Consider the following 24,856-nt stretch of genomic DNA (forward strand, 5'->3'; position numbering starts at 1 on the left):
CTCAGCTGCCGATGACGCCGCCGTCGTTCTTGGTGATGACGATGGTGGCCGAGCGCGGACGCTGGCCGGCACCGTAGCCGGCGTTGGCGGGCCACTGGCTGGTGTACTTCGACGGATCGGTCACGTCGGCCATCTTGGTGCCTTCACCCGGGTGCTGGATGTTGATGAAGATCGCACGGCCGTCGGCGGTCTCGCACCAGCCGGTGATCTCGCAGTCCTTGGGGCCGACGAGGAAGCGCGCCAGCGTGGACGGCGTCGGGGTCTTGCCCACGTAGGTGGTGACTTCCTTGTCGCCGTGCTTGATGGTGCGGGCACCGCCGTCGCCCTGCTTGCCGGGGATGGCGGCCAGCATCATGCAGTTGGTCTTGTCGGTGTAGGCGCCGTCGTCGGTCTGGATCCAGCAGATGCCGGTGGCCGGGCTGAACACCAGGCCGTCGGGCGCGGACATGTCGTTCTCGTCGGTCAGGCTGGAAAGGTTGACGGTGGCCTTGTCGGCGTCGGCCTCGGCACCGAACACATAGATGTCCCACTTGAACGTCAGACCGGCGGGCGAGGCGTCGGCCAGGCGCGCGATATGGCCATGCACGTTGCCCTTCTGCTCCTTGCTGCCCTTCATGTCGGTGTAGACGCGCGGGTTGGGGGCGTCGGCGGTGGCGGCGGTGCGGGCGCTGTTGTTGGTCAGCGTGAAGTAGACCTCGCCGGTGCGCGGGTGCACGCCGTTCCATTCCGGGCGGTCCATCTTGGTGGCGCCCGCAGCGTCGGCGGCCAGGCGGGTGAAGATGGCCACGTCGGCGTTGCTCTTGAACTCGAAGTAGGAGCTGTTGGCGATCTGCGGGTTGTTCATCGACAGTTCCAGCCACTGGCCGGTGCCGTCGCCCTTGAAGCGGGCGGCGAACAGGGTGCCCTTGTCGAGGTACTTGTCACCGGCGGCCAGGCGGTTGGCCGGCCGTGCGTCCTTCGGGTCCCATTTGGCGTCGGAGACGAACTTGTAGATGTACTCGCCGCGGGCGTCGTCGCCCATGTAGGCCACGATGGGCTGGCCGGCCACCGGCTTGGCAAAGGCCACGCTCTCGTGGGCGAAACGGCCCAGGCCGGTGCGCTTGCGCATCGGGGCGGTGGTGTCGTAGGCGTCCACCTCGACCACAAAGCCGAAGGTGTTCATCTCGTTGCGGTAGTCGTCCTTGGCGCTGGCGCCGATGGCGCTGTTGTTCCAGCGCACGAAGCGGTCGTCGCTGCCACCGCTCTCCCAGCCGTGGCGGCTGGCGTCGCCCGCCTTGCGACCATAGCGCTTGAGCGCCTGCACCTGCTTGTCCTTCTTGCGTGCGTCGTCGTCCTTGGCGTCGCGGAAGAAGTAGCCGAACCAGTTCTCTTCACCGCTGACGAAGGTGCCCCAGGGGGTCTTGCCGGTGCCGCAGTTGTTGAGGGTGCCGCGGCAGGCGGTGGCGTCGGGGCTGTACTTGGTGACCAGGTGCTCGCTGCCACGGGCCGGACCGTGGATGACGGCCGGCGTCATGGTGGTGATGCGGCGGTTGAACGGCGAGCTGGTCTTGTAGGCCCAGCGCTTGCCGTCGGTCTGCACCTCGACGAAGGACAGGCCGTGGATCGCCAGTTCCTTGTCGATCTCGGCAGCCGGGCGGGGCAGGGTGGCGGTGCCGCCATTGGCGTGAATGAAGAAGGAGGCCAGTTTCTCGTCGGTGGTGGCTTCGTGGTTCACGCCCAGGATGCCGCGGCTGTTGTAGCTGGCCGAGGGCTTGCCCTGCGCGTCCAGGCCGAACCACTCCATGCCGTCGTGGTGGTCACCGGCGCGCAGTTCGAACTGGGTGTCGGTGCCGTCGTTCTTGAACGGGGCCACGCCCGTTGCCAGCGGGTCGCCCAGGGCGTAGATCACCTGGGCGGTGTAGCCCTCGGGCACGATCACCTTGTCGGCGAGGCTCTTGGGCACGGCCTTGAAGCCCAGGCGGTCCAGCTGGGTGGCGCTGCCGCTGCCCATGGTGGTGGCGCAGCCGGTGACGGACGCGGCGCCCACGGCGGCACCCGCCAGCCCCGCGCCGCGGAACAGGCTGCGGCGGCTCAGGCGGGTTTCCAGGACCTGTTCGAAGGCCGGGTTGCTGGAGGTGTTCGACGCTTCGTTGTTGAAGTGCGATTCGGTTTTGTGGCTCATGTCGGTTCCGCGTGGGTTGATGGAAAACGCGTGGAGTCTGTGCGGCGGCTGTGAAAGTTTGATGACGCTTGTGCGGCAGTTTGTGGGGCGGGCCTGCAACGTCAAAAAAGTTTCATCGGGATGCCACGGGAGGGACATGGCGGGGCCGGAGCATCGTGGCCATGAGCAAGCGATCCATCCACCCAGCGTCCGTTGTGGACGCCATCCCCACCCAGGAGCCCACCATGCGAGAACTGCCCACCCCGACGCTGGACCTGTCGCCGCTGCCCGACTTCCGGAGGTCACTTCACCCACGCACGGACGCTCCCGCTGCGGTGGTGGTCCCCGGTGCGGTGGTCCAGGCGCCGGCCGGCATCGACGTCGGCTGGGCGCGGCACCTGGACGAGGTTCGTGAGGCGCAGCGCCTGAGGTACGAGGTGTTCGCCGGCGAGATGGGGGCCATTCTCTCCAACGCCGTGCCGGGCCACGACGTCGACCTGTTCGACGACTACTGCGAGCACCTGCTGGTGCGCGACGGCGCCACGCGCAAGGTCATCGGCACCTACCGCGTGCTGACCCCACAGCAGGCCAAGCGCGCCGGCAGCACCTACAGCGACACCGAGTTCGACCTGGTGCGCCTGCGCCCGCTGCGCGAGAGCATGGTGGAACTGGGCCGCAGCTGCGTGCACCGCGACCACCGCCAGGGCGGCGTGATCATGGCCCTGTGGGGCGCGCTCGCGGCCTTCATGCAGCGCAACCGGCTGGACACCATGATCGGCTGCGCCAGCATCCCCATGCAGTACGAAGGCCCGCACGGCATGATCGGCGGCGGCCACGCGGCCGCCAGCATCTGGCGCCAGGTGAAAGACACGCACATGGCCCCGATCGACTGCCATGTGCGGCCGCGGCTGCCGCTGCCGGTGGACCGGCTGGACGGCTCGCTGGAGGTGGAACCGCCGGCGCTGATCAAGGGCTACCTGCGCCTGGGTGCCAAGGTCATGGGCCCGCCGGCCTGGGACCCGGACTTCAACGCCGCCGACCTGCCGATGATCATGCGCATCGCGGACATGCCGGCGCGGTACCGGCGCCACTTCGGAGTTTGACCGTGGTGCCCCCCCGCGCCGCCTTCGGCGTCACCCCCCCAGGGGGGCGGAGCCTGTGGCCCGGCACAGCCGGTTCCACGGCTCCACTGGAAGAAGCCTCTGCTCCGGTTGCGTCTTCGCTTCGGGCTGTGTTCATTTCTGACATTCATCTGGGCACGCCCGGGTGTCAGGCCGATGCGCTGCTCGACTTTCTCAAGCACCACCCGAGCGACACCCTGTACCTGGTGGGTGACATCGTCGATGGTTGGCAGATGCGGCGGCGCTGGTTCTGGCCGCAGTCGCACAACGACGTGGTGCAGAAGCTGCTGCGCCGCGCGCGCAAGGGCTGTCGCGTGGTGTTCGTGCCGGGCAACCACGACGAGTTCGCGCGCCAGTTCGACGGCATGCACTTCGGCGGCATCGAGGTGGCCAACGAGGCGGTGCACACCACCGCCGATGGCCGCCACCTCTGGGTGATCCACGGTGACCACTTCGACGGCGTGATCCAGTGCGCCAAGTGGCTGGCCCACGTGGGCGACTGGGCCTACGGCGTCACGCTCGAACTCAACCGCCACTTCAACCGCATCCGCCACAAGCTGGGCTTGCCCTACTGGTCGCTCTCGCAGTACCTCAAGCACAAGGTCAAGCGCGCGGTCAGCCACGTCAACGACTTCGAGCGCGCCGTGGCCGCGGAGGCGCGCGAGCGCGGCTACCACGGTGTGGTCTGCGGCCACATCCACCGCCCCGAGATGCGCACCATCGACGGCACGCTCTACGCCAACGACGGCGACTGGGTCGAGAGCCTCTCGGCCCTGGTCGAGCACCAGGACGGCCGGCTGGAGCTGGTGCACTGGCACCCGATGGGGCACGGCGGCCTGACCCTGCCGCTGAAGGAGCCCCAGGCGATCCCGGGGGTTCTGGCACCCGCATGAAGATCCTGCTGGTGACCGACGCCTGGCAGCCCCAGGTCAACGGCGTGGTCACCACGCTGGTGGAACTGGTCCGGCACCTGCAGGGCGCCGGGCACGAGCTGACGGAGATCCACCCCGGGCAGTTCCGCACGCGGCCGTGCCCCGGCTACGCCGGCATCGACCTCGCCCTGTTCCCGGGCGCGCGCCTGCGGCGGCTGATGGACGAGGCCCAGCCCGACGCCATCCACATCGCCACCGAAGGCCCGCTGGGCTGGGCCGCGCGCCGCCACTGCCTGCGCCGCGGCTGGCCGTTCACCACCGCCTTCCACACCCGCTTTCCCGAGATGCTGCAACTCGCGCTGGGCGTACCGGCATCCTGGGGCTATGCCCTGCTGCGGCGCTTCCACCGGCCCAGCCGGGGGGTGATGGTGCCAACCGCCGGCGTGCGCCGCCTGCTGGAGCAGCGGGGCTTTGCCAACCTGCGCGACTGGACCCATGGCGTGGACACCCAGCTGTTCGCGTTCCACCCCGAGCCGCGCGAATGCCCCGGGCTGGGCCACCTGGCGCGGCCGGTGAGCCTGTTCGTCGGTCGCCTCTCACACGAAAAGAACCTTCAGGCCTTCCTGGACCAGGACATCCCGGGCAGCAAGGTGGTGTGTGGCGTGGGGCCGCTGGAGCAGGCCCTGCGCGACCGCTATCCCGGCGTGCACTGGGTGGGGCTGCTGGCGCGGCGCGAGCTGGCCGAGGTCTACGCCGCGGCCGACGTGTTCGTGTTCCCCAGCCTGCACGAGACCTTCGGCCTGGTGATGCTCGAAGCCATGGCCACCGGCCTGCCCGTGGCCGCCTACCCGGTGGACGGCCCGCTGGAGGTGATCGGCGACTCCCCCGCCGGCGCGATGCACACCGACCTGCGCGAGGCCTGGTCGCAGGCGCTGCGCGTGCGCCGCCACCAGGCTCGCCAGCGCGCGCTGGACTTTGGCTGGGGGCGGGTGGCCGATCTGTTCCTCTCCCACCTGGTGCGGCTGCCCGGGCAGCGCCGCGCCGTTCTGTCACACAAACGTCATCGGCTGGTCGAATAATCGTCATTGATGAACCCGCCCACCCCCAGCCTGACCTTTCTCGACCGGGACCACAGCATCCTGGCCTTCAACGAACGCGTGCTGGACTGGGCGCGGCGCGAACAGGTGCCGCTGCTGGAGCGCCTGCGCTACCTGTGCATCGTCTCCAGCAACCTCGACGAATTCTTCGAGGTGCGGATGGCGCCGCATCTGGCCGCCTTCAATGCCAACGAGCCGCGCGGCCCGCAGACAGCGGACGACTATGTGCGCCTGAGCGCCCAGCTGCACGAACTGGTGGCGCAGCAGTACGCGATCTACAACGACGAGCTGCTGCCGCTGCTGCAGAAGCAGGGCGTCGAGCTGGTCTCGCACGGCGAGCGCGACGCCGCCCAGCGCCGCTGGGTCAAGGCCTTTTTCGAGCGCGAGGTGCAGCCACTGCTGATGCCGGTGGGCCTCGACCCGGCGCACCCGTTCCCGCAGGTGGCCAACAAGTCGCTCAACTTCATCGTGCGCCTCAAGGGGCGCGACGCCTTCGGGCGCGAAAACGAGGTCGCCATCGTCAAGGTGCCGCGCGTGTTGCCGCGCTATGTGCGCGTGCCCGGGCCCAAGGGTTCGAAAAAGACGGTCTTTGTCTCCATTTCCAGCCTGATCCGCTCGCACCTGGCCGACCTGTTCCCGGGCCGGCAGGTGACGGAGTTTTCACAGTTCCGCGTGACGCGGCACTCGGATCTGGCTGTGGACGAGGAAGAGGTGAAGAACCTGCGCACCGCCCTGCGGGTGGGTCTGCAGCACCGCCACTACGGCGAGGCGCTGCGGCTGGAGGTGTCGGCGGGCTGTTCCGAGTTCCTCTCCAGCTTCCTGCTGGAGCAGTTCGCCCTGCCGCCGCAGGCGCTGTTCCGCGTGCCCGGGCCGGTGAACCTGGTGCGCCTGAACCAGCTGATCGACCAGGTCGACCAGCCCGCGCTGCGCTTTGAGCAGCACACGCCGGGCTGGCCGGTCCAGCTGGTGCCGGGTCAGTCCTTCTTCGAGCGCATGCAGCAGGGCGATGTGCTGATCCACCAGCCCTACGAGAGCTTCGACGCGGTGCTGGCCTTCCTGCGCGAGGCGGTCAACGACCCCGACGTGCTGGCCATCAAGCAGACCATCTACCGCACCGGCAGCAAGGCCGAGATGATCGAGCTGCTGCGCGAGGCGGTGCGGCGCGGCAAGGAAGTGACCGCGGTGGTCGAGCTCAAGGCGCGCTTCGACGAAGAGGCCAACATCAACTACGCCGAGCGGCTGGAATCGGTGGGCGCCCAGGTGGTGTATGGCGTGGTGGGCCTCAAGACCCACGCCAAGATGCTGCTGGTCACGCGCCGCGAGGGCGGGGTGCTGCGCCGCTACGGCCACCTCTCCACCGGCAACTACAACCCCGGCACGGCGCGCCTCTACACCGACCTGAGCTACCTCACCGCGGACAAGTCGCTCACCGCGGACATGGAGCAGGTGTTCCTGCACCTGGCCAGCCAGAGCCGGCTGCCGCGCCTGAAGAGCGCCCTGATCGCGCCCTTCCACCTGCACAAGGCCATGCTGGAGCGGGTCGAACGGGCAGGGCTGGCGGCCCAGTCCGGCCAGGACGCGCGCATCATCCTCAAGATGAACGCCCTGACCGACGAGCCCATGGCGCGCGCACTGGCGATCGCTTCGCAGCGCGGGGCTTCGATCGACCTCATCGTGCGCGGCGCCTGCATCCTGCCAGCGCAGGTGCCCGGCGTGACCGACCGGGTGCGCGTGCGCTCGGTGATCGGCCGCCTGCTGGAGCATTCGCGGGTGTTCTATTTCCGGTTCGGCGACGAGGAGGAGCTCTGGCTCTCCAGCGCCGACTGGATGAACCGCAACATGCTGCGGCGGGTCGAACTGGCCTGGCCGGTGACCGACCCGGCGCTGCGCCAGCGCATCAAGGACGAGTGCCTGTCGGCCTACCTGCACGACACGCGCGACGCCTGGCTGCTGCAGCCGGACGGCGACTACCGCCGCGCCAGCGACGCCATCGAAGGCCCGGGCCTGTCGGCCCAGGCGGCGCTGATGGCACGCTACGGACACCGTTCCCAGGAGTGACCCCCATGGACCTCATCCTCTGGCGCCACGCCGAAGCCCAGGACCACCCCTATGGCGAGCAGGGCGCGCAGGGCGACCCGCTGGACCTGGAACGGCGCCTGACCCCGCGCGGCGAGAAGCAGGCCGCGCGCATGGCCGCCTGGCTGGACCGGCAGCTGCCCGACGGCGCCCGGGTGTACGTGAGCCCCGCCGAGCGGGCCCGCCAGACCGCCAGCGCGCTCGGCCGCAAGCTGCGCGTGCGCGAGGAGTTGCTGCCCGGGGCGGACCCGGCGGTGGTGCTGGCGCTGGTGGGCTGGCCCGAGGGCCGCGGCCCGGTGCTGGTGATCGGGCACCAGCCGACGCTGGGCCAGGTGATCGCCCAGCTGCTGAACCTGCCCGAGGGCGAATGCACCATGCGCAAGGGCTCGGTCTGGTGGCTGCGCCAGCGTGAGCGCAACGGCCGCATGCAGACCGTGATCGTGACGGTGCAGACGCCGGAACTGGTATGAGCGGACCGGCCTGCTGACCGCCGTCAGGTGGTGACGAGCGCCTCGCGCGTGCCCTGCGCCACCTGGTCGAGCAGCCCGTCGTACGCAAAGACCTCGGGGTCTTCCGCCAGCGAGCGCGTCTCCAGCGCCTCGCACAGCTGCGCCAGCCGCGCCGCGCAGGTGTTGAGCGCAGCGCCCTTGAGCTGGTGCGCGGCATTGCCCAGTGCCTCGTGGTCGCGCGTGGCCATGGCCTGGCGGATGTCGTCCATGCGCGTGTCCAGTTCGGCCAGGAAGTCCTGGACGATGGCGCCGCGCACCTTGCCCGCACCGTTGTCGAACTCGCCTAGCATGGTCCAGCGTTCGGTGTTGATCCAGGGCGCAGCGGGCCGGGTCGGGGCCGGGCCTGTGGCACTGCTGGCGGCCGCGGGCGCGCGCTCGATCCAGCGCTGCAGCGCCTGGCCGAGCGTGTGCAGTTCCAGCGGCTTGGCCAGGTAGTCCGACATGCCCGCTTCCAGGCAGCGGGTGCGATCGTTCGGCAGGCTCGACGCGGACACGCCCAGCACGATGGGCGCGGCGGGCCCCAGGCGTTCGCGGATCTGGCGCGTGGTCGCGGCACCGTCCATCTCGGGCATGTGGCTGTCCATCAGCACCAGGGCGTAGGGCTGGTGTTCGCGCTGGGCCTGCTCCACCGCCTCGACCGCGCGCAGGCCGTTGTCGCGCAGGTCGTGCGGATAGCCCAGCCGGTTGAGCATGGCGGAGGCCACCTTGAGGTTGGTCAGGTTGTCGTCCACCACCAGCACGCGGTGGGGGCTGCGGGCCAGCTGCAGCGTGGGCACCAGGGGCGCCACGATGTCCTCGGGACGGGCCGGCTGGGCGCGGATGGTGAACGAGAAGGTCGAGCCCACGCCGGTCTGGCTGTTCACCTGGATGCGTCCGCCCATGCGCTCGACCAAATGGCGGCAGATCATCAGCCCCAGGCCGGTGCCACCGTAGACGCGCGCGGTCGAGGTGTCGCCCTGCGAGAAGGGCTGGAACAGTTCGCCCAGCCGCTGCTGCGAGATGCCGACACCGGTGTCGCTGACGCTGAAGCCCAGGGTCAGCGGATCACCCGGCTGCTCGACCCAGGCCCGCAGGCAGACCTCGCCGTGGTGGGTGAACTTCACCGCGTTGGACAGCAGGTTCAGCAGCACCTGGCGCAGGCGCGTGATGTCGCTGACGATGGCCCGCGGCAGGTCCGGGCGCAGGTCGACGCGCAGCTCCAGCCCCTTCTCCTGGCAGCGCAGCCGCGAGATGTCGCACACGCCCTGGATGGCCGCGTGCAGGTCCATCGGCAGGTGTTCCAGCGCCAACTTGCCCGATTCGATCTTGGAGAAGTCCAGGATGTCGTCGACCACGGCCAGCAGCTGTTCGCTGGACACCTTGAGCACGCCCAGCAGCTCTTTCTGCGACGGTGTCAGGCCGGTGTCGGTGAGCAGCTGGCTCATGCCGACCACGCCGTTGAGCGGTGTGCGGATCTCGTGGCTCATCACCGCCAGGAAGCCGGCCTTGGCCCGCACCGCGGCCAGCGCCTCTTCGCGCGAGGTGGCCAGTTCGGTGGTGCGCAGGCGCACCCGTTCTTCCAGCAGCAGGGTGGCGTCGCGCAGAGCCTTGTTCTTGCGCTTGATGGCCCGGTTGTAGGCGTGCAGCTTGAGCGCGCTGTCGTGCATCACGCGCGAGAGGTTGTGGACCTCCCGGAACGGCGCCTTCTCCTGCACCGGCGGCACCTGGCCGGAGCCGAGCTGGGTGGCGGACTTGTTGAGCTGGTGGAACTGGGCCGACAGGCGCCGGGCGACCAGAAAGGCGCCCAGCACACCGACGCCGATGAGCGCCGCCATGGCCAGCAGCGCCCACTGCCGGGCCTGGAGCACCTGCGCCGTGAAGTCTTGTTCCGGTGCCACCACCACCAGCTGCCAGCCCAGCTCGTACTTGGCGCCGAAGGGGCGCTGCAGCGCGATCAGGCGGTTGCTGGTCAGGCCCAGTCGCTGCAGCCAGTCGCGTTCGGTCTCCAGCCGCACCAGGCCCGGCGCGCGTCGCGAGCCCTGCCGGTCGGGCGCGAACAGCTGGGTGTAGGACTCGCGCACCAGCGGCTCGCGGCTCTGCAGCGGCGTGATGCGCTGGTGGCGGCCGTTGACCAGTTCGCTGAGTTCCTCGTCGACCGAGGAGGCGACCATGCGGCCCTGGCCGTCCACCAGGTAGGTCACCGCGTGTTCGCTGATGCGTGTGCTGCGGATCAGCTCGGTCAGGCGCGCCAGGCTCATGTCCACCGCCATCACGCCCAGCAGGGTGCGGTTGTCGGTGTCGAAGATCGGCTGGGCCAGCGTCAGGTCGAACTGCTTCTTGACCGCCGAGCGGTAGACGTCGGTGAACACGCGCTTGCCGGTGCTCGCGGCCAGCTGGTACCAGGGGCGCTTGCGCGGGTCGTAGATGGTGTCCTCGGTCCTGACCAGGCGGCTGCGGTCGCCCGGTGCGTCGATCTCGTAGTGGCGCCGCCCGCTCTCGCCGGGCAGAATTTCGCGCACCACGAAACGGCCTTCCTCGCGTTCGAGCCCGAAGAAGCTGCCGTCGGTGGTGCCGTAGTACAGATAGGGCACGTTGGGCGACTGCTGGGTCAGCGCGTAGGCCATCAGCTCGAAAGCGGCCGGGTCGCGCAGCCAGTTGCGCGTGCGCTCGGCTTCGGCCCCGCTGGTGGGCACCGGCGGCACCAGCGCGTTGACCACGGTGTGCGACTCCCCCAGATGGGCCAGCGCGCCCACGTCCACCCGGTGCGCGGCCTGGCTGATCGCATTCTCGGCCAGCGTGTCGATGGACTGCGAACTGTTGGACGAGAGCAGCCAGGACACCAGCACCGCAGGGATCAGCGCCGACAGCACCAGTGCGGCAATCAGCGCCGGGCCGATCGAGAGGCGGCGGCGGCCGGCCGGCGTGGGGGTGTCGCGCTCGGCCATGGGTCAGGTCGCGGGCAGGGGGTCGACGGCGCACACCTCCAGCGGCTCGGGACACTGGGGCAGGGTGACGAAGTGGCGCGAGACGGGCTGCACCGCCCCGGTCACCGCGCGCAGCACCGGGATCGACAGCGTCACCGGGTGCGGGCCGACGGCGGCGCGCTGCATGGCCAGGGCGTTGACCACGGTTTCGCCCACCGGCAGCACCTGGGCCGCGCCGCCCAGCAGGCCGTCCAGCCGCATCATCGCCACCGGGCCGCTGTGGATGGCGATGCCGGCCTCGAAGCGCGGAAGCGCCAGGTCGGGGAACTGCTGCTGCACCCAGCCCTGCATCGCCGCGGCCGACTTGCGCAGGCCAAAGGCGGCCTTGACCGCGCGCAGGCCCTGGTGGGCGGTGGTGTTGGACGCCCGGTCGGTGAACACCGCCAGCAGACCGTCGCCGACGAAGTGGGCCGAGGTGGCGCCGAACAGGTGGACCGTGTCGCCGCCACCTTCGTAGTAGCGCTTGAGCGTCATGGCCAGCTGCTGCGGGTCCAGGGCGCGAGCCCACTCCCGGTCGTTGCGGATGTCGGCGAACAGCACGGTGGCCTGTGGGTGGAAGTCCTCGCGGTCGCCCTGGGCCTCGCCGGGCCACTGTTCGCTCAGCTCGTGGGCCAGCCGCAGTTCGTACTGCTCCTGCAGGGTCCAGGCCTGTTCGTCCAGGGCCTCGTTCACGGCCTCCTTCACCTGCAACTCCAGCGCCGCGGTGCGCATGGCCTTGCGGTTGAGCTGGGCAGCCACCGCGTCGACCAGTTCGCGCGGGTGCACGGGTTTGGTCAGGTAGTCGTCGGCGCCCAGTGTCATGCCCTGGCGCATGTTGCGCCGCTCCTGCAGCGAGGTCAGCAGGATGAACGGGGTCTGCTGCAGGGCCGCGTGTTCGCGCACCGCCTTGAGCAGGTCGAAGCCGTTGACACCCGGCATGTTGATGTCGCTGACGACCAGGTCCGGCCGGTACTGCCGGATGGTCATCCACGCCGACTGCCCGTTGTTGGATGTCAGCACCTCATGCCCCTGCAGGTGCAGGGCCGCCTCGATGAGACGCATTGTTCCTGCGTCGTCTTCCGCCACCACGATCAGAGCCATTGTTTTTCTTCGTTTTTCAGGCCGCCGAAGGCCCCTTGAAGGGCGATGGTATCGGTTGAACGGGCGGCGATGTGGCGCGAAGCACACGTCGCCGTGCCGCTTTCAACGGATGTCGGCGGAGAATTTCCAGTTTGTTTTCTGCCAGGCCAGCAACTCCTCGCCGAGCAGCCAGGCCGACTGCGGGAAACGCCGGGCCCATCCCTCGGGTGTCACCAGCCGGAACGCACCGGGCTTGTAGCCCAGCTTCAGGGTCTCGTGTTCGGGCATCCGGCGCGCGTGGCACAGGATGACCGCCAGCCGCAGGCACAGCAGCTGTTTGGCGAACAGTTCGTCCTGCAGGGGTTCCTCCAGCTTGCGCAGCTTGCCCCGCTGACCCAGCACCAGCTGGCTCATGCGGTGCAGTTCGGGGAACGAGAAGCCCGAGGCGTCCACGTTGTCCAGGATGTAGGCGCCGTGGTGATAGGAGCGGTCGTGCGAAATGTGGGTGCCGATCTCGTGCAGCCGCGCCGCCCAGGCCAGCTTCTGCGAGAAGCGCTCGTTGGCCTCGCCGGCGGCGACCTGGGCGAAGAGGGCGGTGGCCACCTCGCTCACCCGCTGCGCCTGCGCGGCGTCCACCGAAAAGCGCTCGCTGAGCCAGCGCACCGTGCGCTCGCGCACGTCGCCGCCCCCGGTGTCGCGGTCGATCAGGTCGTAGAGGGCGCCGTGGCGCAGCGCACCCTGGGCGGGAATCATCTCCTGGATACCGAACAGGTCGAACACGGCGCGCAGCACACTCACGCCGCCGCCGATCACCGGCCGGCGGTCGTCCTTCATGCCTTCCATGCGCAGCTGGTCGGCGCTCCCGGCCTTGATCAGGCGCTCGACCAGCCAGTCCAGGCCGTCGCGCGTGACCACGCCGGCCGGCCGGCCGTTGGCGGCCAGTACGTCGGCCACTGCGCCCACCGTGCCCGAGGAGCCGTAGGCGACCGACCACAGCGACGGCGGAAAGCTGTCCAGCGCCTGGTCGAGCACCGCCTTGGCCGCGATCTCGGCCGTGCGGAAGGCGTCGGCGGTGAACTGGCCCTTGGGAAAGTAGCGCGTGGACCAGGCCACGCTGCCCAGCCGGTACGACTCCATCTGGCTGGCGGTGTAACCCTGGCCGAGGATCAGCTCGGTGGAGCGGCCACCGATGTCCACCACCAGCCGCCGCTCGTCCGACTGCGGCAGCAGGTGGGAGACGCCCTGGTAGATCAGCCGCGCCTCCTCCTGGCCCGAGATCACTTCGATGCCGAAACCGAGGATGGCCTGCGCCTTTTGCAGGAAGTCGTCCCGGTTGCGCGCCTCGCGCAGGGTCTGGGTGGCCACCGCGCGCACCTGCTGTTTGCGAAAGCCGTGCAGGCGTTCGGCAAAGCGCGCCAGGCAGTCCCAGCCGCGCTGCATGGCCGCCGGGCTGAGCATCTTGTTGTCGTCCAGACCGCTGCCCTGGCGCACGGTTTCCTTGATGTACTCGATGCGCTCGATGTGGCCCGCCTGGAGGCGCCCGATCTCCAGGCGGAAGCTGTTGGAGCCAAGGTCGATGGCGGCGAGCAGGGTACCGTTTTGCATGGGGCGGGCGCTGACGAAAGTGGGCCGATTGTGACGCATGGGCCGCGCCGTCCGGCTTGAAGCCGTGGCCCGGGCTGCGTATGCTGCGCTCTTCGCACCCCCGTCTCATTTCCTTTCCGGACCCGCCCGCATGAACCCGCGCACCCGCTTCAAGACCTCTTCCGGCCGTCGCCAGTGGCTGGGCGCGGCGATGACCCTGGTCGCCGGTGGGCTGGTGAGACCCGTCCTGGGGCAGCCGGTGTCGGCCGCCGCCGAAGAAGCCAAGGCGCCGCCGCTGCCGGCGCTGGGCAGCATCCTCGCGGTGCCGCCGGTTGACCTCATTGGTGGCGGGCGTTTCGACCCCGGGCAGGCGCGCGGCAAGCCGCTGCTGGTGTACTGGTGGTCCAGCATCTGTCCCTTCTGCGCCTTGCAGAGCCCGGAGATGGACGCCTTCTGGAAGGCGCAGCAGGGGCGCGGCCTGCAGATGCTGGCCCTGTCGATCGACCGGAAGCCGGCCGATGCGGCGGAGTATCTTAAGAAGAAAGGCTACGGATTCCCGGCCGCCTGGGCCTCCCCGGCCTGGCGCCAGGCATTCCCCAAGCCCAAGGGCCTGCCGGTGACGCTGCTGGCGGGGGCGGACGGCCGCCTGCTGCTGGCCGAAAGAGGCCAGATGTTTGCGGAAGACGTGCAGGACATGGCCCGCCTTTTCTGACGGCTGTCATATGACATCGTCGTTTTGTCACAGAGCTGTCACGGTGGGTGCCTAGAGTCCCGGGTTGTGAACCTTTTCACCAACCCGTGAGGACCCGAATGATCTCCAAACGCTCCCTTCTGAAGACCGTCGCCGCAGCCGCTCTGGCCACCATGGCGATTGCCCCGGCCTTTGCTGCCGACATCACCGGCGCGGGCGCCACCTTCCCGTTCCCGGTCTATGCCAAGTGGGCCGAGGCCTACAAGAAGGAAACCGGCACCGGCCTGAACTACCAGTCCATCGGTTCCTCCGGCGGCATCAAGCAGATCCGCGCCAAGACCGTGACCTTCGGCGCCACCGACGCCCCGGTCAAGGGTGAAGAGCTGGACAAGGACGGCATGATCCAGTTCCCGGCCATCATTGGCGGCACCGTGCCCGTGATCAACCTGGAAGGCTTCCAGCCTGGCGAACTGCGCGTGACCGGCCCCGTGCTGGCCGAAATGTTCATGGGCAAGATCGTCAAGTGGAACGACCCCAAGCTGGTCGCCCTGAACCCCGGCAAGAAGCTGCCGGAAGAGAACATCACCGTGGTGCACCGCGCCGACGGTTCGGGCACCACCTTCAACTGGACCGACTACCTCAGCGCCGTGAGCAAGGAGTGGGCCGATTCCGTGGGCAAGGGTGCCGCCGTCAAGTGGCCGGCCGCTTCGTCCGTCGGTGGCAAGGGCAACGAAGGCGTGGCCGCCAACGTCAACCGCATCAAGGGCGCGCTGGGCTACGTGGAATACGCCTACGTGAAGAAGAACAAGATGAACTTCATGCAGCTGCAGAACGCCAACGGCAAGTACGTCAACCCCGACGACACCACCTTCGCCGCCGCCGCCGCCAGCGCCGACTGGTTCAGCGTGCCGGGCATGGGCATCTCCATGGTCAACGCCAAGGGCGACAACGCCTGGCCCGTGTCCACCGCCTCGTTCATCCTGATGTACAAGAACCCGGCCGACAAGGTCGCGTCGGCCGAAGCCCTGAAGTTCTTCGACTGGGCCTTCAGCAAGGGCAAGACCCTGGCCACCGAACTGGACTATGTGCCGCTGCCCGATGCCCTGACCGCCCAGATCCGCAGCAAGGTCTGGAACCAGGTCGCCAAGTAAGACCGGCACCCGTGGCCCGGGCTCTGGTGCACACTTTGCACCGGTTCCCGGGCCTTTCAACGGTATGAAAGCACCTGAAGGGGACCCCATCATGAGCGTGGGCATCACCATGACGTCGCCATCCGAGGCTGCAGCGCCAGCCAACTCCCGCATGCTGTCGATCGCGCGCAAGCAGCGGTTGCAGGATGCCCTTTTTCACCGCATCACCCAGCTGTTCTCGCTGCTGGTGCTGTTCGCCCTGCTGGGCATCATCGTCTCGCTGTTCATCAATGCGCTGCCCGTCCTGCAGAAGTTCGGCGCCCGGTTCATCTGGTACGTCGAGTGGGACATCATCAACGAAGAATTCGGTGCCGCGATCGCCATCGTCGGCACCCTGGCCAGCGCCGGCATTGCGCTGCTGATCGCGGTGCCCCTGGCCTTCGGCATTGCGCTGTTCCTGACCGAAACCTGCCCGCCCTGGCTGCGCCGCCCGCTGGGCACGTCCATCGAGCTGCTGGCCGCCGTGCCGTCCATCATCTACGGCATGTTCGGCCTGTTCGTGTTCGCACCGCTGTTCGCCGACTACTTCCAGGTGCCGGTGCAGAAGCTCATGAGCGGCATGCCCCTGATCGGTTTCCTGTTCGGCGGCTCCACCAACGGCATGGGCATCCTGGCCGCCGGCATCGTGCTGGCCTTCATGGTGCTGCCCTTCGTGGCCGCCGTGATGCGCGACGTGTTCGAGATCGTGCCGCCCATCCTGCGCGAGTCGGCCTACGGCCTGGGTTGCACGACCTGGGAAGTGGTGCGGCGCGTGGTGCTGCCGTACACCCAGAAGGGCGTGATCGGTGGCGTGATGCTGGGTCTGGGTCGTGCGCTGGGCGAGACCATGGCCGTCACCTTCGTGATCGGCAACGCCAACCGCATGCCCACCTCGCTGTTCTCGCCGGGCACCTCGATCGCCTCGACCCTGGCCAACGAATTCGGCGAAGCCGCCGACTTCCACATCTCGGCCCTGTTCGCGCTGGGCTTCCTGCTGTTTGTCATCACCTTCATCGTGCTGGCGCTGGCCAAGTGGATGATCGTGCGCGCCGAGAAGGCCAAGGGGCTGTGACATGAACGACTTCAACCAATCCCTCTATCAGCGCCGCAAGCTCTCCAACGCCGTCGGGTTGACCCTGTCCATGGGCTCCATGGTGCTGGGCCTGGCGGTGCTGCTGTGGATCCTGTACGTGCTGCTGTCCAACGGCCTGGCCGCGCTGGACCTGAACATGTTCACCCAGGACACGCCGGCGCCGGGTTCGGAAGGCGGCGGTCTGCGCAATGCCATCGTCGGCAGCCTGCTGATGGTGGGCGCCACCGTGCTGTTCGCCACGCCCATCGGCATCTTTGCCGGCGTCTACCTGGCCGAGTACGGCGACACCAGCAAGACGGCCGAGCTGACCCGCTTCGTCACCGACATCATGCTGTCGGCCCCCTCGATCGTGCTGGGCCTGTTCGTCTACGCCATCGCGGTGGCCACGGTCGGCGGTTTCTCCGGCTGGGCCGGCACGCTGGCGCTGTCGCTGATCGCGGTGCCGGTGATCGTGCGCACCACCGAGAACATGCTGCGACTGGTGCCGGGCAGCCTGCGCGAGGCGGCGTTCGCCCTGGGCGCACCGCGCTGGAAGGTGGCCTCCATGGTGACGCTGCGCGCCGCCAAGAGCGGCGTCATGACCGGCCTGCTGCTGGCCGTGGCCCGCATCAGCGGCGAGACCGCGCCGCTGCTGTTCACCGCGCTGAACAACCAGTTCTTCAACGCCGACATGAGCAAGCCCATGGCCAACCTGCCGGTCGTGATCTTCCAGTTCGCCATGAGCCCTTACGACAACTGGATCCGTCTGGCCTGGGGCGGCGCGCTGCTGATCACCCTGGCCGTGCTCATCCTGAACATCGTTGCCCGCGTCTTCTTCCGGAACAAGACTCCTGCCTGAGCCAGGCGCCACCCACACGGAAACCACCCACATGACCGCCACCGCCATCGCTCCCGCCGCCGTCGAACAGCGCAACGCGCTCGAGGTGCGCAATCTCAACTTCTTCTACGGCAAGTTCCAGGGTCTGAAGAACGTGACCATGAACATCGCCGAGAAGAAGGTCACTGCCTTCATCGGCCCGTCGGGCTGCGGCAAGTCCACGCTGCTGCGCACGCTCAACCGCATGTACAGCCTCTACCCCGGCCAGCGCGCCGAAGGCCAGATCAACTTCTACGGCGACAACATCCTCGACCCGAAGCAGGATCTGAACCTGCTGCGTGCGCGCATCGGCATGGTGTTCCAGAAGCCGACGCCGTTCCCGATGTCGATCTACGACAACATCGCCTTCGGTGTGCGCCTCTACGAAAGCCTCTCGAACAGCGAGATGGACGACCGCGTGGAGTGGGCCCTGAGCAAGGCCGCGCTGTGGAACGAGGTGAAGGACAAGCTGCACCAGAGCGGCCTGTCGCTCTCCGGCGGTCAGCAGCAGCGCCTGTGCATCGCCCGCAGCGTGGCGGTCAAGCCCTCGGTGCTGCTGCTGGACGAGCCGACCTCGGCGCTGGACCCGATCTCCACCGGCAAGGTGGAAGAGCTGGTGCACGAGCTCAAGAAGGACTACACGATTGCCATCGTCACGCACAACATGCAGCAGGCCGCACGCTGCAGCGACTTCACGGCCTACATGTACCTGGGCGAGCTGATCGAGTTCGGCTCCACCGAGCAGATCTTCTTCAAGCCCACGCGCACCGAGACCGAGGACTACATCACCGGCCGCTTCGGCTGATCAGGGAGACCACCATGGGTGACAAACACATTTCCAGCCAGTTCGACGCCGAGCTCAATTCCATTTCCACCCACGTGCTGGAGATGGGCGGGCTGGTCGAATCGCAGCTGCACCAGGCGGTCTACGCCCTGGTCCATCTGAGCCAGGAGACGGCCGAGCAGGTGATCGAGACCGAGAACCGGATCAACCAGATGGAGATGAACATCGACCACGAGATCATCTCCACCATCGGCCGCCGCCAGCCCACCGCGCGCGACCTGCGCTTCCTGATGGCCATCTCGCGCACCACCCAGAACCTGGAGCGCGCCGGCGACGAGATCGCCCGTGTGGCCCGCATGGTGAAGTCGATCATCGAAAGCGGCTCGCCGCGCTCGCTGCCGATTTCCGAGCTGCGCCTGGCCGCCGACCTGGCCGCCGGCATGCTGCGCAAGACGCTGGACTCGTTCGCGCGGCTGGACACCAACATGGCGCTGGCCATCATCAAGGAAGACGACGCCATCGACGGCGAGTACAACGGTTTCCTGCGCAAGCTCATCACTTACATGATGGAAGACCCGCGCACCATCTCGCCGAGCCTGGACCTGCTGTTCCTGGCCAAGTCACTGGAACGCGTGGGCGACCACGCCAAGAACATCGCCGAGCAGATCATCTTCGTGGTCAAGGGCGAGGATGTGCGCCACAGCTCGATGGACAAAGTGCAGTCGGTGGTCGGATGAAAAAACTTCCCCGCGTGCTGGTGGTCGAGGATGAGCCGGCGATTGCCGAGCTGATCGCGGTCAACCTGCGCCACAACGGTTTTGCACCCACGGTGGTGTTCGACGGTGAGTCGGCGCGCCGCGAGATCGACGCGGTTCTGCCGGACGTGATCCTGCTGGACTGGATGCTTCCCGGCGAGAGCGGCGCTGCCCTGGCCCGCACCTGGCGCCGCCAGGAGCGCACCAAGACCGTGCCCATCCTGATGCTGACCGCCCGCAGCGACGAGTCGGACAAGGTGCAAGGGCTGGACGCAGGCGCCGACGACTACATCACCAAGCCGTTTTCCACCCAGGAGCTGCTGGCGCGCATCCGCGCCGTGCTGCGCCGCCGTGCGCCCGAGATCGTCAACGACTCGGTGCAGGTGGGCGAGCTGGCGCTGGACGCGGCCACCTACCGCGTGAGCTTCCGCGAGGCCGAACTCAAGCTCGGACCGACCGAATTCAAGCTGCTGCACTACCTGATGAAGCACCCGGAGCGCGTGCACACGCGTGGTACCCTGCTCGACAAGATATGGGGTGACCATGTCTTCATCGAGGAGCGCACCGTGGACGTACACGTCAAGCGGTTGAGGGAATCCCTGGGCGACGCCGCCGGCATGGTGGAAACGGTGCGCGGCGCGGGCTACCGCCTCACGTCCCGCGTGGCTGTCGGGCAGGGAAGCGGCGACAGCGCAGCATGATCGGGCGGGCGTTTGGGCTGATGCTGCTGGTGGCAGCGGCTGGCGCGTGGGGCTGGACCAGAGGCTCGGTGACCTGGACGCTGGCGGGGGCGGGCCTGGGGGCCATGCTCTGGCTGGCCTGGGACAGCGTGCGCGCTGCGCAGCTGCTGCGCTGGCTGAGCCGGGCCGACGACATTCACATCCCCAGACTCTCCGGGCTCTGGGGTGAACTGCTGGAGCGCACGCGCAAGCGGTTCCGCGCCCTCGAACAGAAGGCCCATGGCAGCGACGAGCGGCTGGAGGATTTTCTGGCCGCGATCCAGGCCTCACCCAACGGCGTCGTGCTGCTCGACAGCATGGCGCGCATCGAGTGGTGCAACCTGACGGCGGCGCAGCACCTGGGCATCGATCCGCAGCGAGACATCGGGCAGTACGTGCGCAACCTCGTGCGGCATCCGAGCTTCAACGCCTACATGGACGCAGGTGACTTCGGTGCCGAGATCGAGGTCGACGGTCCCGGCCAGCGTCCGACACAACCCAGAAAAATCTCGCTGCAGATCCACGCCTATGGTGACCAGCGACAGTTGATGCTCACGCGCGATGTCACGGCGGTGCAGCTGGCCGATTCGATGCGCCGGGATTTTGTGGCCAACGTCTCGCATGAAATCCGCACGCCCCTGACGGTGCTCAGCGGCTTTGTGGAGACCATGCAGAGCCTGCCGCTGGAGGAGGCCGACCGCCAGCGCTTCCTCGGTCTCATGAGCCAGCAGGCCCAGCGCATGCAGACGCTGGTCAACGATCTGCTGACACTGTCCCGCCTGGAAGGCAGTCCCGTGCCGGGCACCGGGGAGTGGGTCGATGTCTCCGAGTTGCTGCGCCAGGCGGTGCTGGAGGCGCAGGGCTTGTCCGCCGTGATCGCCGATCCGGTGCATCGGATCGAGGTGGTGCCCGGGCCGGCGCTGGAGGTGGCAGGCAACCGCAGCGAACTGCTCAGCGCCATGTCCAATCTCCTGAGCAATGCGGTCCGCTACACGCCGCCGGGAGGGCGCATCCGGGCCGGCTGGCGCCTTGTCGATGACGGGGCGGGGGAGTTCTTCGTGGAAGACACGGGACCGGGGATCGAGGCGGAGCACCTGCCGCGCCTCACCGAACGCTTCTACCGCGTGGACCGCAGCCGCTCGCGCGAGACGGGGGGCACGGGTCTGGGGCTGGCCATCGTCAAACATGTGGCGCAGCGCCACGGTGGGCAGGTGGTGGTGCACAGCACGGTCGGGCGCGGCTCCACTTTCATCATCGCGCTGCCGGTCACGCGCGTGCGCGCCACCGGCAGCTAGCGAACCGGACCGCCCACCCGCTGGTAGATCAGCACCCGTTCGCGGTCATTGAGGCGCCGCACCGTGGCCTTGTAGGCCCATTCCGTCAGTGCCACCCGTTCGTCCAGCGTCGGCTGGGTGTCCGGGTTCACCACCATGATGCGGCACTCGCCTGCGGTCTCGTCACCGGTGCGGCGCAAGCTGAGGCCACCCTGAAACTGCAGCGACGCGATCTGCGTCTGACCAAGCCCGTCCACCAGCACGCAAGGGGAGCCTGGCGGCACCAGCGTGGCGATGCGGCGCGCCACCGGCCCATAGCTGCGGCCATAGTCCAGCAGCGGCAGCCACAGCGTCATGAGCAGCAACCAGCACAGGGTGGCGCCCGCGGCCGGCAGCACCAGGCTCTTCCAGATCGCCTGCCGATGCCGCCCCACGCGCCAGGCCACCAGCCAGCCCCAGGCAATGGTGGCCAGCAGCGCAGGCAGCAGGAGCAGCCACGAGAACTCGGGGTTGAACCCGGGGGCCAGCTTGGCCACGTTGGCGGCGGGTTTGGCTGGGACGCCGGTCTGCATGGCGAACCAGATGACCCAGATCACCAGAGCGCATCCGCTGAAAAACACCAGCGTGAACCAGTCGATCAGGGCGGACACGCTGCGCCGGAGCGTGGGCAGCGCGAAAGCGGCCAGGACAGCCATGGCCGGCAGGGCCAGCAGCAGCGAACGGTCGAAATCCGGGTTGATCGCGCTGTTGACAACACTCACCAGTGCGGCCCACAACGGAAGCGCCACATGTGGGCTGCGCAGCTGGTGGCGCCAGCGCCAGAGCGTCCAGAGCGCCAGAGGCCAGGCGGGCCAGGTGAACCACACCAGCAGCTTGCCCCAGCGCTTCCAGTCTGCCATGGAAGCGGGCAGCGACAGCGCCTGGGGCCAGTGGATCTGCTCAGTGATCGAAGCAAGCAATGCGGCCAGTGCCAGCAGTCCCATCACCCAGCTCAGCTCCTGCGGCGCTGCCGCACCCTGAGCCGACCGGCTGGTCCACACCAGCAACAGCAGACCGGTGCCCAGGGCCAGCGCAATCCAGGGCGCGCCGCTAAGCACCAGGCCCAGCGTGGCCGCACCCCACAGGGCCACGGCTTTCCATGGGTGGCGGGTGAGCGGCAGCGCCATGCGCGTGGCCGCCATGAGCACCGCACTGACCATGGCCAGCCGCGCCAGGTCCGGCGTGGTTTCATGCGACATCTGGGCCAGGCCCAGGCAGGCCACCAGCGCCAGCAGCGCCGCATCCGCCATCGCGCGCGCATAGTCGATCGGGTCCGCCTCGCCACCGAAGGCAAAGGCCACGGGTTGTGCGCTGGCCTGGCGCGCGAGGTGGTAGGTCGCGTACCAGGTGCAGACCAGGGTGAGCGCGAGCATCATGCCGAACGGCACCCGGACGGCGAGGTCGGGCGGCAGAAACGGCAAAAACCGGATGGCCAGTGCTCCCAGCCAGTAAGGAAGAGGGCCCACCATCTCGGCGGGCTGTCCCAGCACCTGGGGTTGCCACCAGCCGCTGCTGCCCCGGGCCATTTCCATCATGGCGCCGAAGGCGGCCACGTCCAGGTTTTTCCAGGGCTCCCGCCCCAGAAATCCGGGCAGCACATAGGCCAGACCCAGCAGCAGCAGGGCAAGCCTTGGCAGACGGCGCACAGCCGACTGGGTCACGATGGCGGGGGTGGCAAGACTCACGGCGGGGAATATACAGGGGTACGCGGGGCACGCAGGGCGAAAAAAAAAGCAGCCGGGAGATCGGCTGCTTTCTTTCCCGGGCGCAGGCCCGCAGGGTCGATCGGTCCGATTACTTCTTGCCGAAGCGATTGCGGAACTTCTCGACGCGGCCACCCATGTTGTCCACCGACTTCTGGGTACCGGTGTAGAAGGGGTGCGACTCGCTGGAGGTATCAAGTTTGTAGAGCGGCAGCTCGCGGCCGTCTTCCATCTTGATGGTTTCCTTGGTGTTCGCGCAGGAACGCGTCACGAACTTGAAGTTGTTCGACAGGTCCACGAAGCAGACTTCGCGGTAGTTGGGGTGAATGCCTTCTTTCATGGCGATTCCTTGGGTCAGGTGCGGCAGCCGCGGGAGAACCGTTCTCTCGTACTTGTCGCAAGTTGCAAAGCCTTGAATTATATGATGTTTGCTGCGGTATTAACCGCCGCGGCGCATCATGTCGAAGAACTCGGAGTTGTTCTTCGTCGCCTTCATGCTCTTGAGCACCATCTCCATGGCCTCAATCTCGTCCATGTTGTACATGAACTGGCGCAGGATGCGGGTCTTCTGCAGGATCTCGGGTGCCAGCAGCAGTTCTTCGCGGCGGGTGCCGCTGCGGTTGAGCTGGATCGAGGGGAAGACGCGCTTTTCGTACAGGCGGCGGTCGAGGTGGATTTCGCTGTTGCCGGTGCCCTTGAATTCTTCAAAGATCACCTCGTCCATGCGGCTGCCGGTGTCGACCAGTGCGGTGGCGATGATGGTCAGGGAACCGCCTTCTTCCACGTTGCGCGCGGCACCGAAGAAGCGCTTGGGTCGCTGCAGGGCGTTGGCGTCCACGCCGCCGGTCAGCACCTTGCCAGAGCTGGGCAGCACGTTGTTGTAGGCGCGGGCCAGGCGGGTGATGGAGTCCAGCAGGATCACCACGTCCTTCTTGAGTTCGACCAGGCGCTTGGCGCGCTCAATGACCATCTCGGCCACATGCACGTGGCGGGCGGCCGGCTCGTCGAAGGTGGAAGCGATCACGTCGCCGCGCACCGTGCGCTGCATTTCGGTCACTTCTTCCGGGCGCTCGTCCACCAGCAGCACCATCAGTTCCACCTCGGGGTGGTTGGCAGTGATGGCGTGGCAGATGTGCTGCATCATCACCGTCTTGCCGCTCTTGGGCGGTGCGACGATGAGTGCGCGCTGACCCTTGCCGATGGGCGAGATGATGTCGATGACGCGGCCGGTGATGTTTTCGTCGGTCTTGATGTCACGTTCCAGGCGCATCTGCTGCTTGGGGAACAGCGGCGTCAGGTTCTCGAACATCACCTTGTGCTTGTTCGCCTCGGGTGGCAGGCCGTTGATGGCATCCAGCTTGTTCAGCGCGAAGTAGCGCTCGCCGTCCTTGGGAATGCGGACCTCGCCCTCGATCATGTCGCCTGTGTGCAGGTTGAAGCGGCGGATCTGGCTGGGGGAGATGTAGATGTCGTCGGTGGACGCCGTGAAGCTGGTGTCCATGTTGCGCAGGAAGCCGAAGCCGTCGGGCAGCACTTCCAGCACGCCGTCCGCGTTCACCTGTTCGCCGGCCTTGGCGCGCTTCTTGATGATGGCGAACATCAGCTCCTGCTTGCGCATGCGGCCGGTGTTTTCGATCTCAAGCGCTTCGGCCTGCTTGAGGACTTCAGACACGTGCAGTGCCTTGAGTTCGTTAAGGTGCATGGAAATCGCTCCGGAAGGGAGTCTTGTCAGAACCGGGGAGGGGGCGCTGATGTCCGGATGGCGGACTGGCGCTGTCAGGAGGGGCTGGGCGTTGGTGGGCCAGCTGACGCGAGAATTATGACAGGAAAAAACCGGCCACCGGAGCCGACCCCAGGCCTTGCACCCGGAGCAGCGGTGGCCGGCGCCGGGCCGGTCAGGCCAGTTGCTGGTCGATGAATGCCGTCAGCTGGGCCTTGCTCATGGCGCCCACCTTGGTGGCAGCCAGCTGGCCGTCCTTGAACAGCATCAGCGTGGGGATGCCGCGGATGCCGAACTTGGCGGGGATGTCCCGGTTTTCGTCGACATTGACCTTGGCGATCTTGAGCTTGCCGTTGTAGGAGCCGGCCACTTCGTCCAGGATCGGCGCGATCATCTTGCAGGGGCCGCACCATTCGGCCCAGAAGTCGACCAGCACAGGGGCTTTGGCGTCGAGCACATCGGCCTGAAAGGTTGCATCGGAAACGTGGGTGATCAGCTCACTGGCCATGGTTCATCCTGAAGAACGTGGATCGGGGAAGTTAAAGTCGGAAACAGGGCAGCTGCAAGAGCGGGAGCCTGTGAACCGAGACATTGTGACAGAAACCCCCCACCGATGACGCCTGCGCCAGACC

The 24,856-nt window shown here is 67.7% G+C and carries 21 protein-coding genes; 13 read left to right on the plus strand and 8 right to left on the minus strand.

Annotated features, from left to right (window positions below; genetic code table 11):
• Position 1: 1 nt before the first annotated feature.
• The gene (locus tag BC358_RS10110; protein ID WP_079365720.1) at positions 2 to 2,161 is read right to left on the minus strand and encodes a PhoX family phosphatase; all 2,160 of its coding nucleotides are present in this window, start codon (positions 2,159 to 2,161) and stop codon (positions 2 to 4) included.
• 224 nt (positions 2,162 to 2,385) lie between these two features.
• On the opposite strand from BC358_RS10110, the gene BC358_RS10115 reads away from it, so the two are divergent.
• From BC358_RS10115 to BC358_RS10135, 5 genes are all read left to right on the plus strand, one after another.
• The gene (locus BC358_RS10115; protein ID WP_079365896.1) at positions 2,386 to 3,243 is read left to right on the plus strand and encodes a GNAT family N-acetyltransferase; all 858 of its coding nucleotides are present in this window, start codon (positions 2,386 to 2,388) and stop codon (positions 3,241 to 3,243) included.
• Between the two features lie 86 nt (positions 3,244 to 3,329).
• Positions 3,330 to 4,154: a UDP-2,3-diacylglucosamine diphosphatase gene (locus BC358_RS10120; protein ID WP_256861476.1), complete on the plus strand. Its 825-nt coding sequence runs from the start codon at positions 3,330 to 3,332 to the stop codon at positions 4,152 to 4,154.
• On the plus strand, positions 4,151 to 5,212 hold the full coding sequence (locus BC358_RS10125) for a glycosyltransferase family 1 protein (RefSeq protein ID WP_079365722.1): 1,062 nt from the start codon (positions 4,151 to 4,153) through the stop codon (positions 5,210 to 5,212). Before BC358_RS10120 ends, BC358_RS10125 begins: the two co-directional genes overlap by 4 nt.
• A gap of 9 nt (positions 5,213 to 5,221) precedes the next feature.
• On the plus strand, positions 5,222 to 7,288 hold the full coding sequence (ppk1, locus tag BC358_RS10130; RefSeq protein WP_079365723.1) for a polyphosphate kinase 1: 2,067 nt from the start codon (positions 5,222 to 5,224) through the stop codon (positions 7,286 to 7,288).
• Positions 7,289 to 7,293: 5 nt separating this feature from the next.
• On the plus strand, positions 7,294 to 7,776 hold the full coding sequence (locus BC358_RS10135) for a histidine phosphatase family protein (protein ID WP_079365724.1): 483 nt from the start codon (positions 7,294 to 7,296) through the stop codon (positions 7,774 to 7,776).
• A 23-nt stretch (positions 7,777 to 7,799) separates the two neighbouring features.
• On the opposite strand, the gene BC358_RS10140 is transcribed toward BC358_RS10135, so the two are convergent.
• From BC358_RS10140 to ppx, 3 genes are all read right to left on the minus strand, one after another.
• The gene (locus BC358_RS10140) at positions 7,800 to 10,739 is read right to left on the minus strand and encodes a hybrid sensor histidine kinase/response regulator (RefSeq protein ID WP_079365725.1); all 2,940 of its coding nucleotides are present in this window, start codon (positions 10,737 to 10,739) and stop codon (positions 7,800 to 7,802) included.
• Between the two features lie 3 nt (positions 10,740 to 10,742).
• On the minus strand, positions 10,743 to 11,858 hold the full coding sequence (locus BC358_RS10145) for a response regulator (RefSeq protein WP_079365726.1): 1,116 nt from the start codon (positions 11,856 to 11,858) through the stop codon (positions 10,743 to 10,745).
• Positions 11,859 to 11,960: 102 nt separating this feature from the next.
• The gene (gene ppx / locus BC358_RS10150) at positions 11,961 to 13,442 is read right to left on the minus strand and encodes an exopolyphosphatase (protein ID WP_079365727.1); all 1,482 of its coding nucleotides are present in this window, start codon (positions 13,440 to 13,442) and stop codon (positions 11,961 to 11,963) included.
• Between the two features lie 130 nt (positions 13,443 to 13,572).
• Here ppx and BC358_RS10155 point away from each other — a divergent pair, with 130 nt between their 5' ends.
• The 8 genes from BC358_RS10155 to phoR all read left to right on the plus strand — a co-directional run bounded on the left by BC358_RS10155 (position 13,573) and on the right by phoR (position 20,783).
• On the plus strand, positions 13,573 to 14,133 hold the full coding sequence (locus BC358_RS10155) for a TlpA disulfide reductase family protein (RefSeq protein ID WP_256861463.1): 561 nt from the start codon (positions 13,573 to 13,575) through the stop codon (positions 14,131 to 14,133).
• Between the two features lie 98 nt (positions 14,134 to 14,231).
• Positions 14,232 to 15,263 (plus strand): phosphate ABC transporter substrate-binding protein PstS, encoded by a 1,032-nt coding sequence (gene pstS / locus BC358_RS10160; protein WP_079365728.1) that lies wholly within the window; start codon positions 14,232 to 14,234, stop codon positions 15,261 to 15,263.
• 91 nt (positions 15,264 to 15,354) lie between these two features.
• Positions 15,355 to 16,353, plus strand: a complete 999-nt coding sequence (gene pstC, locus BC358_RS10165) for a phosphate ABC transporter permease subunit PstC (RefSeq protein WP_079365729.1) — start codon at positions 15,355 to 15,357, stop codon at positions 16,351 to 16,353.
• Position 16,354: 1 nt separating this feature from the next.
• On the plus strand, positions 16,355 to 17,212 hold the full coding sequence (pstA, locus tag BC358_RS10170) for a phosphate ABC transporter permease PstA (protein ID WP_079365730.1): 858 nt from the start codon (positions 16,355 to 16,357) through the stop codon (positions 17,210 to 17,212).
• A gap of 31 nt (positions 17,213 to 17,243) precedes the next feature.
• Entirely contained in the window at positions 17,244 to 18,035 is a 792-nt protein-coding gene (pstB, locus tag BC358_RS10175) for a phosphate ABC transporter ATP-binding protein PstB (protein WP_066151309.1), read from the plus strand.
• A gap of 14 nt (positions 18,036 to 18,049) precedes the next feature.
• Complete coding sequence (gene phoU, locus BC358_RS10180) at positions 18,050 to 18,751, plus strand: phosphate signaling complex protein PhoU (protein WP_066151307.1); 702 nt, start codon at positions 18,050 to 18,052, stop codon at positions 18,749 to 18,751.
• Positions 18,748 to 19,470, plus strand: a complete 723-nt coding sequence (phoB, locus tag BC358_RS10185) for a phosphate regulon transcriptional regulator PhoB (protein WP_079365731.1) — start codon at positions 18,748 to 18,750, stop codon at positions 19,468 to 19,470. The genes phoU and phoB overlap by 4 nt, the downstream gene beginning before the upstream one ends.
• On the plus strand, positions 19,467 to 20,783 hold the full coding sequence (phoR, locus tag BC358_RS10190; RefSeq protein ID WP_179130052.1) for a phosphate regulon sensor histidine kinase PhoR: 1,317 nt from the start codon (positions 19,467 to 19,469) through the stop codon (positions 20,781 to 20,783). Before phoB ends, phoR begins: the two co-directional genes overlap by 4 nt.
• Here phoR and BC358_RS10195 read toward each other — a convergent pair.
• From BC358_RS10195 to trxA, 4 genes are all read right to left on the minus strand, one after another.
• The gene (locus BC358_RS10195) at positions 20,780 to 22,486 is read right to left on the minus strand and encodes a hypothetical protein (RefSeq protein ID WP_079365732.1); all 1,707 of its coding nucleotides are present in this window, start codon (positions 22,484 to 22,486) and stop codon (positions 20,780 to 20,782) included. The two genes, phoR and BC358_RS10195, sit on opposite strands and share 4 nt — an antisense overlap.
• A 109-nt stretch (positions 22,487 to 22,595) precedes the next feature.
• Positions 22,596 to 22,844, minus strand: coding sequence for a type B 50S ribosomal protein L31 (locus tag BC358_RS10200; protein WP_066151302.1), 249 nt, complete (start codon positions 22,842 to 22,844; stop codon positions 22,596 to 22,598).
• A 99-nt stretch (positions 22,845 to 22,943) separates the two neighbouring features.
• The gene (gene rho / locus BC358_RS10205; protein WP_066151301.1) at positions 22,944 to 24,206 is read right to left on the minus strand and encodes a transcription termination factor Rho; all 1,263 of its coding nucleotides are present in this window, start codon (positions 24,204 to 24,206) and stop codon (positions 22,944 to 22,946) included.
• 193 nt (positions 24,207 to 24,399) lie between these two features.
• Entirely contained in the window at positions 24,400 to 24,732 is a 333-nt protein-coding gene (trxA, locus tag BC358_RS10210) for a thioredoxin TrxA (RefSeq protein ID WP_066151299.1), read from the minus strand.
• Positions 24,733 to 24,856: the final 124 nt, after the last annotated feature.

Origin of the sequence: Hydrogenophaga sp. H7, from assembly GCF_002025745.1 — a bacterium.
In the GTDB taxonomy this organism is placed as follows: Bacteria; Pseudomonadota; Gammaproteobacteria; order Burkholderiales; family Burkholderiaceae_C; genus Hydrogenophaga; species Hydrogenophaga pseudoflava.

Excerpts from the sequence above, each read along its gene's own strand:
- BC358_RS10110 (WP_079365720.1), bottom strand. The coding sequence starts at position 2,161 with ATGAGCCACAAAACCGAATCGCACTTCAACAACGAAGCGTCGAACACC.
- BC358_RS10115 (WP_079365896.1), top strand. The coding sequence starts at position 2,386 with ATGCGAGAACTGCCCACCCCGACGCTGGACCTGTCGCCGCTGCCCGAC.
- BC358_RS10125 (WP_079365722.1), top strand. The coding sequence starts at position 4,151 with ATGAAGATCCTGCTGGTGACCGACGCCTGGCAGCCCCAGGTCAACGGC.
- ppk1 (WP_079365723.1), top strand. The coding sequence starts at position 5,222 with ATGAACCCGCCCACCCCCAGCCTGACCTTTCTCGACCGGGACCACAGC.
- BC358_RS10135 (WP_079365724.1), top strand. The coding sequence starts at position 7,294 with ATGGACCTCATCCTCTGGCGCCACGCCGAAGCCCAGGACCACCCCTAT.
- BC358_RS10140 (WP_079365725.1), bottom strand. The coding sequence starts at position 10,739 with ATGGCCGAGCGCGACACCCCCACGCCGGCCGGCCGCCGCCGCCTCTCG.
- BC358_RS10145 (WP_079365726.1), bottom strand. The coding sequence starts at position 11,858 with ATGGCTCTGATCGTGGTGGCGGAAGACGACGCAGGAACAATGCGTCTC.
- ppx (WP_079365727.1), bottom strand. The coding sequence starts at position 13,442 with ATGCAAAACGGTACCCTGCTCGCCGCCATCGACCTTGGCTCCAACAGC.
- BC358_RS10155 (WP_256861463.1), top strand. The coding sequence starts at position 13,573 with ATGAACCCGCGCACCCGCTTCAAGACCTCTTCCGGCCGTCGCCAGTGG.
- pstS (WP_079365728.1), top strand. The coding sequence starts at position 14,232 with ATGATCTCCAAACGCTCCCTTCTGAAGACCGTCGCCGCAGCCGCTCTG.
- pstC (WP_079365729.1), top strand. The coding sequence starts at position 15,355 with ATGAGCGTGGGCATCACCATGACGTCGCCATCCGAGGCTGCAGCGCCA.
- pstA (WP_079365730.1), top strand. The coding sequence starts at position 16,355 with ATGAACGACTTCAACCAATCCCTCTATCAGCGCCGCAAGCTCTCCAAC.
- pstB (WP_066151309.1), top strand. The coding sequence starts at position 17,244 with ATGACCGCCACCGCCATCGCTCCCGCCGCCGTCGAACAGCGCAACGCG.
- phoU (WP_066151307.1), top strand. The coding sequence starts at position 18,050 with ATGGGTGACAAACACATTTCCAGCCAGTTCGACGCCGAGCTCAATTCC.
- phoB (WP_079365731.1), top strand. The coding sequence starts at position 18,748 with ATGAAAAAACTTCCCCGCGTGCTGGTGGTCGAGGATGAGCCGGCGATT.
- phoR (WP_179130052.1), top strand. The coding sequence starts at position 19,467 with ATGATCGGGCGGGCGTTTGGGCTGATGCTGCTGGTGGCAGCGGCTGGC.
- BC358_RS10200 (WP_066151302.1), bottom strand. The coding sequence starts at position 22,844 with ATGAAAGAAGGCATTCACCCCAACTACCGCGAAGTCTGCTTCGTGGAC.
- rho (WP_066151301.1), bottom strand. The coding sequence starts at position 24,206 with ATGCACCTTAACGAACTCAAGGCACTGCACGTGTCTGAAGTCCTCAAG.
- trxA (WP_066151299.1), bottom strand. The coding sequence starts at position 24,732 with ATGGCCAGTGAGCTGATCACCCACGTTTCCGATGCAACCTTTCAGGCC.